The 14,325-nt window shown below is 53.1% G+C and carries 8 protein-coding genes; 1 reads left to right on the top strand and 7 read right to left on the bottom strand.

All coding sequences use genetic code 11. The annotated features are described in order from the left end of the window. Positions 1-77 precede the first annotated feature (77 nt). Entirely contained in the window at positions 78-2,195 is a 2,118-nt protein-coding gene (locus tag Q0510_RS10560) for a nitrite reductase (protein WP_298710937.1), read from the bottom strand. 650 nt (positions 2,196-2,845) lie between these two features. Between Q0510_RS10560 and hxpB the strand changes: the two genes are divergently transcribed. Further along, positions 2,846-3,505 (top strand): hexitol phosphatase HxpB, encoded by a 660-nt coding sequence (gene hxpB, locus Q0510_RS10555; RefSeq protein ID WP_298710934.1) that lies wholly within the window; start codon positions 2,846-2,848, stop codon positions 3,503-3,505. Between the two features lie 638 nt (positions 3,506-4,143). On the opposite strand, the gene Q0510_RS10550 is transcribed toward hxpB, so the two are convergent. The 6 genes from Q0510_RS10550 to Q0510_RS10525 form a co-directional block, all read right to left on the bottom strand. After that, on the bottom strand, positions 4,144-4,605 hold the full coding sequence (locus tag Q0510_RS10550) for a hypothetical protein (RefSeq protein WP_298710931.1): 462 nt from the start codon (positions 4,603-4,605) through the stop codon (positions 4,144-4,146). Between the two features lie 189 nt (positions 4,606-4,794). After that, a complete protein-coding gene (locus Q0510_RS10545; protein WP_298710928.1) occupies positions 4,795-7,224 on the bottom strand; it encodes a TonB-dependent receptor in 2,430 nt (809 codons plus the stop codon). A gap of 241 nt (positions 7,225-7,465) precedes the next feature. After that, a complete protein-coding gene (locus Q0510_RS10540) occupies positions 7,466-7,690 on the bottom strand; it encodes a hypothetical protein (RefSeq protein WP_298710925.1) in 225 nt (74 codons plus the stop codon). Between the two features lie 74 nt (positions 7,691-7,764). After that, positions 7,765-9,300 (bottom strand): SusD/RagB family nutrient-binding outer membrane lipoprotein, encoded by a 1,536-nt coding sequence (locus tag Q0510_RS10535; RefSeq protein ID WP_298710922.1) that lies wholly within the window; start codon positions 9,298-9,300, stop codon positions 7,765-7,767. Between the two features lie 15 nt (positions 9,301-9,315). Then, positions 9,316-12,489 (bottom strand): SusC/RagA family TonB-linked outer membrane protein, encoded by a 3,174-nt coding sequence (locus Q0510_RS10530; protein WP_298710918.1) that lies wholly within the window; start codon positions 12,487-12,489, stop codon positions 9,316-9,318. Between the two features lie 419 nt (positions 12,490-12,908). Beyond that, positions 12,909-14,325: 30S ribosomal protein S1 (locus Q0510_RS10525; RefSeq protein ID WP_298710915.1), on the bottom strand; the 1,417-nt coding region annotated here is incomplete at its 5' end.

The raw sequence follows: 14,325 nt of genomic DNA, 5'->3' as shown, positions 1-14,325 counted from the left end.
GGGGCCGGCGCCTACCAGTGTCACTTTCGGATGTAATGTTTGCATGATCGTGTTTTTTTTTTGAATGGTGGTTGATGTTAAGCATTGGCGGCTGCGGCCTGGCGGGCGGCTCTGTATTGCTGCGCGCGGTCGAAAAACGCCTGTGCCTGTTGTAAATATTGTTTTGCGAAGCTTTCGGTGGGCTCGTGCTGGTTGATTTGCAGCACCAGGGCGCGGAAAGACCCTTCCACAGGGAACTTGCCGGTTTCCACGAAATGCTTGTCGAAGTCGTTCATGATGCCGTGCTGCGTATTGCAGTTCACGTTTTCGTCGAGCAGGATGCTTTTCGCCGTCTGGATGAGGCAGGCGTAGGAATGGTAAATCCCGTCGGCCCAGGCTCCGTTGGCGAAAGCCTGCGTAGCCCAGTCCAGTTTTTCTTCCGCTTCGAAGAGCAGGGTGGCGATGAGGTCGATCATCACGCCGGCGCACTCGCCCACGCCGATGGCGGTGGCAAAGGTTTCTGCCTGGCCCCAGTCCACGAAGTCGCCGTCGCCCAGCGCGGTGAGATCGGTGAGGGGTTTAAGCAGTTCGTAGAAGTATTTTTCGCCGTTGCGGTCGTAATAGTCGTTGAACAGCTCGCCTTTCTGCGCATTGGCTTCGTAGTCGTGCAGGAGCGTGCGCAGTACGTCAGGACCTTTGCGGCTGGGCACTTTCAATACTTTGTCGGCTACGCGGCCTTCGCCGTCGCTGAGAACGCCTCCTCCCAGGAGCACCTGGAGGGCGGGGAGCACGCGGCCGCCGCTTTTGAGCGAGGAGCCGTGGAAGCCGATGTGGGCAAGACCGTGCTGGCCGCAGGAGTTCATGCAACCGGAGATCTTGATTTTGATATCGTTGTTGAACACGAGGTCCGGGAATTCGTCGCGGATAACGTCTTCCAGTGCAACGGCGATGCCGGTGGAGCTGGAGATGGCGAGGTTGCAGGTGTCGGTGCCGGGGCAGGCGGTAATGTCGGCCACGGAATCGAACCCGGCTTTATGCAGGTCGTGTTCTTCGAGTACGCTGAAAACGTAGGGCAGGTGCTCGGGCCGGATGAACTTGAGCAGCAGGCCCTGGTTCACAGTTACGCGGACATCGTCTCCCACCACGGGCGCCAGTTTTTCGATAAGGGAGCGCGAGGTGGTAGAGCTGATATTGCCGAGGAGCACACGGATGTAGGCGCCGAAGAAGCCTTTTTGTTTTTGTTCGAAGGTGTTGGTTCGTTTCCAGGCTTCGAAGGCTTTCGGGTCGCGGATGGTGAACGCGGGCAGGGCGGGGTTGGCCACGGGGAGCTCCGGTTCGGGGTATGCTGCGAAGTCGATCGGGTAAGTCTTGGATTTGAGAGCTTTGTATTCCTCTTTGGCGAGGCGCTCGAATTCTTCGATCCCGATTTTCTGGATGAGGAATTTAAGGCGGGCCTTGTGGCGGGAGGTTCTTTCGCCGTAGCGGTCGAACACCCGCAGGAGGCTTTCGATGTAGGGGATGAGCTGGTCCGTTTCGAGGAATTCGAAGGTTGTTTTGGCGAGGTAGGGCTGGGCGCCGAGGCCGCCGCCTACCACTATTTTGAATCCGCGCACTTCTTTACCGTCGACCACGCGCACTTTGGGGATGGCTCCCACGTCGTGGATGAAGGTGAGGGCGGTATCTTTCGGGCTGGAGGAAAAGGCCATTTTGAACTTGCGGCCCATGTCCTGGCAGATGGGGTTGCGGAGGAAGTACCGGAACGCGGCGTCTGCGTATGGCGTAACGTCGAAGGGTTCGTTGGGATCGATGCCGGCGGTGTCGGACGCGGTGATGTTGCGGACGGTGTTACCGCAGGCTTCGCGGATGGTGACGTCGTCGAGTTCCAGTTTGGCCCACAGTTCCGGGGTACGATCCAGCGACACGAAGTGTATCTGGATATCCTGGCGGGTAGTGAGGTGCAGGTTACCGGTGGAAAATTCGTCGGAGATATCGGAGATGCGTTTCCATTGCCGGAGGGTCATTTTGCCGTACGGGAGTTTGATGCGGACCATTTGCACGCCTTGCTGGCGTTGGCCATAGACGCCGCGGGCGAGGCGGAGGGAGCGGAATTTCTCGTCCGTCATTTTGCCTTCGCGGTAGAGTCTGATCTTCTGCTCCAGTTCGATGATGTCCTTTTCTACGATCGGATTTTCCAGTTCGGTTCTGAAACTTTGCATGATTAATGAGTTGCTCGTGATAAAATGGTATTCATAACATTGGGTGGGGCGGCCGTAAGAACACAAAAGCCTCCTTAGCATGGGAGGCTCCTGTAGTATATTTCTGTAAACAGATGTTCCTATGTAAGCGCTCCGCTCTAATCCGCCGGGTTTTCCCAACAGAATCTGCACATGTGCATCATTACTTTCTTCCTTATTTCATAACCCATATTCCTATAGATTTTGTAGAGTAATACAAAGGTATAGGTCCACCCTCACAACGCAAAACTTTTTTTCATAAAAAAGACGGGGTGATTTTAGAAATTTTCTAATGGGTGGGGACCGGCAGGGGGATTTCTGGCCGGGCAACCGTTGCGTCGCACCCTTCCACAGCGGGATTGCGCCCAACACCGGCTTCCGCGGCGAAAGGGCTCTGGTTATGACCCATAACTTTTATTTATTGGTGTATTGGGCCCTCCCCACCCGAAATCTCCCCAATCTGGCAAAACCGTTACTCCAATGCTTTCCCTGGCCATGAATGAGCCTGCGCCGCAGAACACATCTATCTCACTCTCAATTAATTACTCCATCTAATCCCAACCTCAACCACCATTTCCACCTCATTTTTCCCCAAAACCGCGTACCTTTGCGGCGCTAAAAGCTACATTATAATGATCCAGACGGCGATTTTTGACATGGACGGCCTCCTCATCGACTCCGAACCCCTCTGGGGCGTCGCGATGCGGGAAGTATTCTCCACCGTAGGCGTTTCCCTGTCTCCCGAGCTCACCCACCTCACCACCGGTCTCCGCACCCGCGAAGTAGTCAGCTACTGGCACAATTACTTCGGCTGGGACGCCAAAAGCCCCGAACAAGTGACCGACGAGATCATCGAAAGCGTCACCGCCAAAATCCTCCGTCAGGGTCAGGCCATGGAAGGACTGGAATACATCCTCGACTTCTTCCGTTCCCGCAATTATCATATCGGCCTGGCCTCGTCCTCCCCCATGCGCCTCATCCAATCCGTCCTGGATCACCTGCACATTCGTTCCTATTTCGGCGCCGTATCCTCCGCCGAATTTGAAGCATATGGTAAACCCCACCCTGCAGTATACCTCGCCTGCGCAGAAGCGCTCAACACTCATCCACTCAACTGCCTGGCCTTCGAAGATTCCGTCACCGGCATGATCGCCGCCAAAGCCGCCCGTATGAAAGTAGTCGTAGTCCCCGAAGCCCACAAACGCACCGAACCCCGGTTTGTACTGGCGGATATGCACCTCCCTTCCCTCCTTGCTTTTGGCGAAGCGGAACTGGAGCGGCTTTCGCTGTAGATAAGGCTGGACATGCGGGCTAAACAAACAGAATTGGTAATCTTCCGTTAGCACTATGTATGAAAATACAATTGTCAGGGTAAGCGACGCTATTAGTTGCTATACTGAAAAGGAGAGTTCTTAGATATTAACCTTTAGAAATTAGCAAGTCCCCTGTTGTACCCTGATACATTTTATCACTCCGCCTGACACCCACGTTATGGTATGGGCTGGCAATATGACTTTATCTCCATCAAGAGAAATTTCATTCCCTACATCCCTCGACTGCCATTGTAGTTTCAACTCCGCGCCCCTGCATGTATTTTCGTAGATAATGAATTCCAATCAGGCTTAAACTATGATTCTTCAAGTGTAATTCCCAGAATGTAATAATATCATCCACTCCTCCATACCTGGCAACACGACTCCTTTTGCTTAAATAGTCATATTCCTCCCAGGCTTTTACAGAAACAGGCATTACACCATGATACGCAGGATTACAACTCCGCTCAATATCATAATGAGAATGACCTATGTCTATCCGCCGCTTCCTTGCCAACGCTCTAATCCAGTGTAATGCGGCGTAAAACAATATGGTAACCTTCCAGTCGTAATACTCGTCTGGACAATGATTACTCAATACGCGATGCAACCTGAGATTATGCGTTGCCTGCCTGATATGATGTTCCATAATTCCGATTGTAGAAAATACACCAATTGGACTCCTCCATTTCTTGCTTTACTGCAGGAGTAAAAAACTCGAAATTCACAGGATACCTCTCTGCTATGTCTAGCCGATCATAACCCATCAGAAAACCAAACAGGCTGAGCATCGAATCGTAGCTTTCGGATTTTAGCAATACATAAAAATCCAGCCGCCCGGGCTTAGGTTGATACACCGTATCGATCAGGGCATCCCGCTGTGACAACAACCTTCGGATCAACTCCTCCACCAACCTCGTGTTCATCGCCCGCACATCCTTTCCTTTTACAAAGGCAGGGTCCAGGCTCTCCACTCCAAACATCTCTATCTTGATCCGCGATAACAAATTTGTCAGCCTCCGCTTCCGCGCGGCAGGACCCGGTTTCAATTGAGGTTCTTCAATGGTTTCCGCAAACATAGTTTTGGTTTTTTATGCGGACAATCTAACCAAAAAAACAATCGAAAATTTTTCAGCGAAGCGCAAAAACGCAAAACGCCCCGTTCATTTTCATCGTCGGTATATATACCATCATTTTGTAAAAATGAACAGAATGAACAAGGGCGCTCCACTACGAAGCGCCCTTGTTTACACAATATATCTTTTAGCCTAGAACCTGTAAGTCAGGTTGCCGGATACGCGGCGGGGCATTTGTTTCTCGATGGTCGTCCAACCGCCGAAGTATTCTTTATCGGCGATATTGTCCACTTTCAGGGCGAGCCTGAACGCTTTCCAGGTGTAGAAAGCAGAGGCGTTGAACACCGTATAGGAAGGCAATGTAAACATACCCGTACGCGAATCGTTTGTGATCACGTTATCGCTGGCGTAGTTGCCGCCCGCTCCGAAACCAAGTCCTTTCAGCACGCCGCCCTGGAGCGTATAGCTGGCCCAGATGTTCGCCAGGTGCTCAGGACCGGCGCTCACCGGCCTGCGGTTCACCGTAAAGGCATTCGCTTTCACCAGCTTGCTGTGGTTGTAACCGTATCCGAAGATGATGTTCAAACCGGCAACGGGAGCAGCATTCAGGTCGGCTTCGATACCACGGCTGCGCTGGGTACCCTCCTGCACGCTATAATTATAGGTAACGCCTTCTTTCTCGATCGATGCGGGCAGCGTCAGGTTGCTCACTTTCAGGTCGTAATAGCTGAGGGTGAAATTGAGCTTGCTGTCCAGCACATTCATTTTCACACCGCCTTCATATTGGTTCGCGTGCTGCGGCTTGAAGTTGCCGTCGAGTTCAGGCAGCGGCATCGTCACCGGCGCCACGTTCTTGAAACCATTCATGTAGTTGGCGAACAGGCTCACGCGATCTTTCACTACCTGGTATACCAATCCGAATTTCGGCGATACCGCCAGTTGGGTGTAATTGCCGGAACGTTTGTTGGCGATGTAATCCAGCGTGCCTTTGCCTTCAAAGTAATCCACGCGCACGCTCGCCATGGCCAGCAGCTGATCGGTAATGTTCAGCACGTTGGAAACATAAGCGCTGTAGGTGTATTGCGTTTGCTTATTGCGGGTGAATCCGGTCGTCAGTTTGGCCAGACTTGCGTCTACTGCTTCGCGGCTCAGGCTGTGGTAACGGGGATCGTTCACGTTTACTGAGCTAACGGAGTCAAAACGGTTGTAGGGAGAGTTATCCGCTTTGGAAACCTGGCTGAGGAAGTCGAGGCCGAACACCACGCGGTTGCGCATGGAACCGATCTTGAAGTCGCCGATGAAGTTCTGCTGGATACCGGTCACCTCCGTGGTGGAGTTCTGCGTATATACGAAACGGCTCAACAGTGTATCGTTCGGTTTAATCGCACCCTGGTCCAGGAACATTACGTATTGATAGTGCCCGTCGCTTTTGCGGTGGCTGTAGGAAACGTTGGTCTGGGAAGTCCATTTGTCGGACAGCTTGTACCGCGCCTGGCCATAGAAATTGCTCGTAGGCGTGCGGTAAGTAATATCGTTGCTGGTGAAGGATCGGTTGTAATCGATCCCCATTTCTTCGGGCGTACGGTAAATCAGCTGGCGGCTCCTGTTCAGGAATACCATGAGCGGGTTGGTGGCCTTGCCATTATAGATTTCCGCGTTCAGGTCGATGCTCAGCCTGCTGTTGACATTAAACCGGAGGCTGGGCGCCACGTACACCGATTTGCGGAATCCTGCATCCTGGAAGGAATTCTCATGATGGTATGCGCCATTCAGACGGAACAGGATGGATTTATTCGCATTCAGCGGCGTGTTGATGTCTGCCGTTACGCGGTGAAGGCCGAAGGAACCTCCGGTATAGGAAACCTCGCCACCGAAATGTTCATAAGGCTTTTTGGTGACGATGTTGATCAATCCGCCGAAGTTGATAAGGCTGCTGCCGAATAAAGTTCCGGAAGGACCTTTGATCGTTTCGATGTGCTCGATGTTGGCCGGGTCGATGGATCCATTGGAAACACCCGCGATGCCATTGATCATCGTCGGCTGAACCGCAAAACCGCGCATGGAGAAGTAACCGGCGCCATCGTTCGGACGGCCGGTAGAAGTCCACAAACGGTTTACGCCGGGCGCGTTGCGCAGCGCATCGTCGAAGTTGGTCACCACCTGTTCTTTCAACAGCTCGGCGCCAACGGTATTATATACCTGCGGATTCTCCAGGTTTTTGATCGGCAAACGGGCGATCTGGTCGCTCTCCCGCTTCCCTTTCAGCTGGATCCCTTTTACGATCACCTCGTTCAGCTGGGTATTGGACAGTTGCAGGTTGATGTTAACCGTAGCGGTCTGATTCGCCTCTACGGTCACCGTTTGCTCGGAAGTTTCAAAACCTACGAGGGAAACCTGCAGGGTATATGTTCCGGGCTGCACCCGGCGGATGTTGAATTCACCTTTCTCGTTGGTCACATCGCCACGGTTCTTGCTTTTGAGCAATACCGTAACCGTGGGAGCCGGCTGACCGTCGTTTGTTAAAACAACGCCCACGATATTACCCGGCGCCTGTTCTTCCGCCTGCGCAATTCCGGCGAAGCCAACCAACAGCAATAAAGTATAGATTAAATGTTTCATCATGTATGTTTAAAAAACAAAAATTGTCGGAAAGAAACACCGCAGACAAAAAAGGCCCTATTGCAGGGTACAAATGGGCCATCTCCGGTGTCTCAATCCGGCGCAAAGGTCATACAGGACGAGGGCGACACCTTATCGAAAAGGGAAATTGATTTACGCAATCGGGAAAAATAATAGAGAAAGAGGTAATTCCGGCTTTGTATGAGGATTTACAATGCTATAAACATTAATAAACTCAACTATATCAGATCAGACTTATGTACAGCCAGTAAACGATCCCTCCCGTCAACGCCAGGGCCAGCACAAACAAAAACACCGCCCTGAAATTATCAAACGATTCATCTTCAGACAGATATGCCTTCCAGGGCCGCTTTCTGCCGCCAATCAGCCAACGAATTGTACCTCCGGGCAAATTAATCGTTACAAATCTGAAAATAAACCGAATAATGGCGGCCAGGATAAACTCCATTTGATAAATATATAAAAAGGAAAGGCATCCCTTTCGAAATGCCTTTCCACCATCTTAAAAATATATGGCTGGTTTTATTTGTTCCACCAAACTTTGGTCGCCAGCACATCGCCACCCTGGGCGGCCAGCGCCGAGCGATAATTTTCCACATTCACCGTCTGCTCCTTCTGGGGATAATACAACCGGGCGGGAATACCAGTCCCCACAAACGGGGTAAACTTATCTTCTCCCGGCAGCGGGTTCGGCAGATCGGGCCAAACCACGTCTCCCGGTTTCACCAGCCAGGCAGGCACGCCTGTGCGGCGAACTTCCGACCAGGCTTCGATCCCTTGCATATAGAGCGCCAGGTATTTTTGCGACAATACATTCTCCCGGTTGGCAGCAGGCAGCGCATTCACGTAAGCCGTAGCCGCCGCGCCGTCTACCCCCCATTTCTCCAGGGAAGCACGCACCCCCGCTACATAATCCGCCTGCGTCCAGCCGCGAACCTCACTCAACAGGAAATTCACTTCCGCCAGCTCGATCAGCACTTCCGCATAATCCGCCGCATTCACCACCGTGCCCGGCAAACTGATATCTTCCGCTTTCAACAGGCTCGCCACTGAAGGTTGCAGCCCGTAAGGCTGGCCACGGTATTGCCCCAGGTTATTGGGACGGGCATACACCGCCAACCGGGGATCAGCCGCGGTAAAAGGACCCACATCCCCCTTCAAAACGTTGATAAGAATATGCGAAACGGAGAAATCGCGGCGGTTCTCGGTTACCGTGATACGGAACAGGGGCGCTTCATTGGGCGATTTGTTCTCATATTTCAGGGTAGCATTTTCGGCATTGGTCGTAATCAACCCGCCTGCAATGGCTTCCTGGATATGGGTATCGGCCAGTTGCGGCAACTTCGCGCGGATGCGCACCGCCACCCGCAACCGGAGCGAATTGGCGAACTTCTTCCATAATGCGGTATTGCCCTTGTAAATGCCATCGTAAGCCTGGAAAGTGTTGACGGCCGTGAGCTGCGCCGCCGCTTCCTTCAGCTCTTTCAGGATATCTGTATAAATCTTTTCCTGGGAAGCGTATTTCGGTTTGAGGATTTCCGGGTTGAGTTTCAACGCCTGGAAGTCCGGATCGGAGCTGCCGTATGAACTGTAAGGGATATCACCGAAAACATCCGTCAGCGACAGGAAAGCCCAGGATTTCAGGATGCGCACAATCGCGATCTGGTTTTCGTTCGGCCCCACAGCGCCCGCTACCCTGTCTTTGGTCAGCGGATCGGAGTTCAGGCGGATAATCTGTTCGAGGTTATTCAACGCTTTGTACGTTCCGTCCCAAATCGCATCGGAACCGGTACGGGTAAGATCGTACCGCGATTCGTTGGTGTACTGGTTCTGTGAAAAGTACTGCGCAAACAACATGCTGCCGCGGAAATTGGCCGCAGAGCCGCGGAGTGCGTCCACCAGTTGCTTCTGCCCGCTGGAAATAAGCGTGGTAGTGGGTACGTCGGTCGGACGATTGGGATCTGTATTGATATCCCTGAACTTATCGTCGCTGCAGGCCGCCAGCAAAAGCCCGGCGATGGCTGCGAATGTATATTTCAGAAAAGTAAGTTGTTTCATGTTCATTTCGGTTTATCAGAATTTCACCTGTACGTTTACGCCAAAAGTGGCCGGCACGGGGATATTGCCCCCTTCGATACCCTGGATGTTTCCGCCGCTGCTGGTAATCTCAGGCTCCACGCTGCGGTTGGCCTGGTAGATGTTCCACAGGTTGCGGCCATAGGCGGATACGCGCAGTTGCTGCACCGTTTTGTTTTGGAAAGGAATCGTATAACCCGCCGTTACTTCCCGCAGTTTCACGAACGTTGCGTCGAAAATGCTCTGGGAAGTAGGGCCGCTGCTGTGCCCCGCGCCCCAGTTCAACGCCGTGATTCGGGTAGTATTGGGCTTGGTGCCGGATACGGTGTAGGTGCCATCGGGATTATACACCACCGTACCATTCACGCCTTCGAGGACCAGGCCGTTTTCACGGATACCATTTTCGGCCGTCGCTTTCAGCACGCCTGTAGTCATGCCCACACTATACGTTTGCGAGAACAGCTTGCCGCCTACGCGCCCGTCTACCAGGAAGCCGGCATCAAAACGCTTGTAGGTGAAATGCTGGCCGATACCGAACTGCCAGCGCGGGAGCACGCTGCCGAGCGGAACCAGCTGCTCGGTGCGCAGGTATGCCCCGTTGGCGCCGATTACTTTATTACCCTGATCATCATACACGAAATCATACCCCATGAGCTGCCCGAACGACTGCCCTTCCCGCGCCACGAGCGCAATGAGGCTGTTGGCGTCGTTGATGGGGAAGCTGGTAACGTCTTCCGTCAGTTCCACCACCTTATTGCGGTTGGCGGACCAGTTGAGGTTCACGTCCCAGTTGAAATCCTTCGTCGAAACCGGCACCGCCGTCAGCGTCACTTCCAGGCCGGTATTATTGATTTTACCGGCGTTGATGAATTTACTGTCATATCCGAAGGCGGTGGAAGTAGGTATGTTGATGATCTGGTTGCGGCTGTCGTTGCTGTAACCCGTTACATCCAGCCCCAGCCTGTTTTTGAGGATGCGGAAGCTTACGCCCGCTTCAAAGGAGGAAGTGATCTCGGGTTTCAGGCGGCTGTTGGCCAGTACCGTAGGCAGTTTGGCGCCGGGGTTGCCGTTGAACGACTGCACCGATTCATACACCTGCTGCAGCTGGTAAGGGTCCGTATCGTTCCCTACCTGCGCCCAGCTCAGCCTGACTTTCAACAAATCCAGCCAGGTAGCGTCTTTCAACAGTTCGCTCACGATAAAGCTGGACGACACGGAAGGATAAGCGAAAGAGTTCCGGTCGAGCGGCAGCGTGGAGCTCCAGTCGTTTCGCAGCGTACCGTCCAGGAACAACAGGTTTTTATACCCCAGCGACACGCTCCCGAACAGCGAATAAATGCTCTTCTGGTAGCGGTTGGTTTCGTTGAGGACGCTGTTGGCATTCTTGAGGTTGTAGTACTGGGGGATGATCAATCCGCCCTGCGTAGCCGCGTTGGAAATCGTACGCTTCTGGTTCATGATGTTACCGCCCGCGTATGCTGCAAGCGAGATATCATTCCAGCGTTTATTGGCATTGGCAAGGAACTCGTAGTTGAATTCGCTGAATTTATTATTGTATTCGATGTAGTTGCTCTGCGAGCGGGAATACACCGCGATGCGATCCTGGTAATCGTAACCGTACAGGTCGGCGTTCACTTTGGAACTGAGGTTCAGCCAGGAGTTGACTTCGTAATTCAGCCCGATGTTACCGTAGAAGCGGTCGCGGTTTTCTTCGAGGTAGCTTTCGTAGGCCGACCAGAAGGGGTTGTCGATGTATTTGGTGGCGCGCCCTGCGGCGGTGTTCTCATAGCTGTTGCGGTTCCAGGCGCGGGGCGTACCGTCTGCCCGTTTGTATTCGCGGAGCTTGTCGTAATCCACCTGCACCTGTCCCCACTGGAAGGCTTCGAGCATGATGCCACGGTTGGTGGCGCCGGTCCAGGGCCTGCCGGTGCTTTGGTTCTTCACGAAGTTGAAGTTGCCGGTTGCGAGGAATTTCCCGAAGCGGTTGGAGCCGGAGAAGTTGACGGTGTTCCGCTGCAATTTGGAATTGGGCGTGGTGCCGCGCACGAGTTTGTTGGTGTACGACAGGCGGAAAGTCTGCTTGTCGTTGCCGCCGCTTACAGACACGTTGTTGGTGGTGGCGAGGCCGGTCCGGAAGAAGTCGGTGGCGTCGTGTTTGGGATACACCCAGGGTTGGGGGTTGAGGTAGTCGGCGGTGAATTCCGGGTCGAGGTTGTACCAGTGGAGAACGGGGGTACCGTCGAGTTTGGGACCCCAGCTTTCGTCCATGCCATAATCTACCAGGTTATAGGTAGTGCCGTTGATGTTGGCGGTCTGGAAAGTATTGGCTTTACCGCCGCCGTAGAGATGCTGGCGTTCGGGGAGGCGAACGATCCGTTCCAGTTCGAGGCCGGAGTTGATGGTAACGTCGAGCCCTTTGCCGGCGCGGCCTTTCTTGGTGGTGATAACGATCACGCCATTGGCGGCGCGGGTACCGTACAGCGCCGCGGCAGCGGGGCCTTTCAGTACGTTGACGGATTCGATATCATCGGGGTTGAGATCCTGGATGGTGTTGCCCACATCCTTTCCGGCGCTGCCCTGTGCGGTGCTGCGGGTGTTCATATCGGCATTGTCGATAGTGATACCGTCGATCACGAACAGTGGTTGGTTGTTGCCGGAGATGGAGTTGATACCGCGGAGGAGCACACGGTTGGAGCCGCCCATGTTTCCGCCGCCGGAGATGATCTGGAGGCCGGCTACTTTGCCGGAGAGGGCGCCGAGGGCGTTGGTGGGCCGGGTTTGGAGCTCCGCGCTTTTCACTTCCTGCACCGAATAGCCGAGGGCTTTTTTGGCGCGGGAGATACCGAGCGCAGTCACCACAACTTCCTGCAATTGTTTATCGGAGTTGTGGAGAACGGCGTTTAATTCCGACTGTCCGTTGATAGGCAGCACGAGCGTTTCCATGCCGATGAGGCGGAAAGACACTGCGGTGGCCGTATCCGGGATGGAGAGGCTCCAGGAGCCGTCGGGTGCCGAAATGGTGCCGGTGGATGTGCCCGCTATGAAAACGGTGACGCCGGGAAGTGGTTGGCCATCGCCGGAGCGGACGCTTCCGGAGATCTTCCTGCTTTGTGCATATGTAGTCAGGTTAAACAGCAGCATAAGCAGGGTCAGCTTGTACAAATTTGACATCTTTTACCCTATTAATTTTATAGACTATATAGGGTGCGAAGGTATAGGAAGTGTTAAAATAAACCTAATAAATTTTGGTTATAGGGGATATAGATAGGCTATAACGGGCTACTGCATGGGGTTTCAGGCATCTGCTGATCCCGTTCTCCCGTAATTTGTGCAACCGGGCTGCGGGAGCATTTCAGTTTATATATCGACTGAATTTGTGATTTGATGGGGTGTCCTAACCATATAAAGCCTGCTTTCAGCAGGGCGAAATAGGGTTGAAATGGCGGTATGATGCTTCATCCTTCTCTATCCATGCTGTAACCATGCTTCAACAAAGATGTAACCTCTTTAACTTCGGAGCACTGCTGCGGGGCAAAAAAAATCCCCCCGGTTTGCACCAGGGGGACTTCTATTTTACGAGAACAATACTACTACTCGGCTTTCTTTTCTTCGCCGCCTTCGGATTGTTTCAGTTTTTCTCTGAGTTCGGCCAGCGCGCCCAGGTCGCCCAGGGTGGCTTTTTCTACCTTAGACTGGATGTTTTTCACAGTCTTGCGGGTTTTCTCAGCGTCAGCACGTTTTTCTTTGATGACAGCATCTTTTTCGTCTGCTTTCGCTTGTTCCCAAACCTTGGTATGAGAAACCAGGATGCGTTTTTCGTTGCGATCGAATTCGATGATCTGGAATTCTTTCACGTCTTCAACAGCGATCGGTTTTTCATCTTCGGTGCGCAGGTGACGGGCGGGAGCGTAAGCTTCCAGGCCGTATTGCAGCTGCACGGTAGCGCCTTTGTCGTCTTTCTTCACCACGGTACCTTCATGGATGGAACCGATCGGGAAGATGGTTTCGAAGGTGTTCCAGGGATCTTCTTCGATCTGTTTGTGACCGAGGGAGAGCTTGCGGTTGTCCTTATCGATACCCAGGATAACAACTTCGATCTCGTTGCCTACTTTCGTGTACTCGGAGGGGTGGTTGAAGCGTTTGATCCAGCTGAGGTCGGAGATGTGGATCATACCGCCGATGCCGGTTTCCAGTTCAACGAATACGCCATAAGGAGTGATGTTTTTCACGATACCTTTATGACGGCTGTCGAGCGGGAATTTGGTTTCGATGGTAGACCAGGGATCTTCGGTCAGTTGCTTGATAGAGAGCGACATTTTACGCTCGTCTTTGCTGAGGGTAACCACCACTGCTTCGTATTCTTCGCCAAGTTTGAAGAATTCTTTCGCGTTGATGGGGGTAGAAGCCCAGGAGATCTCGGATACGTGTACCAGGCCTTCCACACCGGGGAGGATTTCCAGGAACGCGCCGTAATCTTCGATGTTCACCACTTTGCCTTTTACTTTCGCTCCTTCGGAGATGGTAGCGGGCAAAGTATCCCACGGATGGGGGGTCAGTTGCTTGTAACCCAGGGAGATACGTTTCTTCTCGTCGTCGAAGTCGAGCACAACCACGTTGATCTTCTGGTCCATCTGCAGCACCTCGCTCGGGTGGCTGATGCGGCCCCAGCTGATGTCGGTGATGTAGAGCAGACCATCCAGACCGCCCAGGTCGATGAACGCACCGAAGTCGGTGATATTCTTGATAGTACCTTCCAGTACCTGGCCTTTCTCCAGTTTGGAGATGATGTCCACACGTTGTTGCTCGATATCGGATTCGATAAGCGCTTTGTGGGATACCACCGCGTTGCGGATAGCCTCGTTCACTTTCACCACCTTGAATTCCATGGTTTTGCCCACGAACTGGTCGTAATCGGTAACGGGTTTCACGTCGATCTGGGAACCGGGCAGGAACGTTTCCATGCCGTAAACGTCCACGATCAGGCCGCCTTTGGTTTTGCTGGTAACG

It is taken from the genome of uncultured Chitinophaga sp., from assembly GCF_937874145.1.
GTDB lineage: Bacteria > Bacteroidota > Bacteroidia > Chitinophagales > Chitinophagaceae > Chitinophaga.
The sequence above is the reverse complement of the archived record's forward strand: the minus strand, read 5'-3'. Positions and strand labels throughout refer to the sequence as shown.

Coding starts and splice junctions, on each gene's coding strand:
- Q0510_RS10535 (WP_298710922.1), bottom strand. CDS start 9,300: ATGAAACAACTTACTTTTCTGAAATATACATTCGCAGCCATCGCCGGG.
- Q0510_RS10545 (WP_298710928.1), bottom strand. CDS start 7,224: ATGATGAAACATTTAATCTATACTTTATTGCTGTTGGTTGGCTTCGCC.
- Q0510_RS10550 (WP_298710931.1), bottom strand. CDS start 4,605: ATGTTTGCGGAAACCATTGAAGAACCTCAATTGAAACCGGGTCCTGCC.
- Q0510_RS10560 (WP_298710937.1), bottom strand. CDS start 2,195: ATGCAAAGTTTCAGAACCGAACTGGAAAATCCGATCGTAGAAAAGGAC.
- hxpB (WP_298710934.1), top strand. CDS start 2,846: ATGATCCAGACGGCGATTTTTGACATGGACGGCCTCCTCATCGACTCC.
- Q0510_RS10530 (WP_298710918.1), bottom strand. CDS start 12,489: ATGTCAAATTTGTACAAGCTGACCCTGCTTATGCTGCTGTTTAACCTG.
- Q0510_RS10540 (WP_298710925.1), bottom strand. CDS start 7,690: ATGGAGTTTATCCTGGCCGCCATTATTCGGTTTATTTTCAGATTTGTA.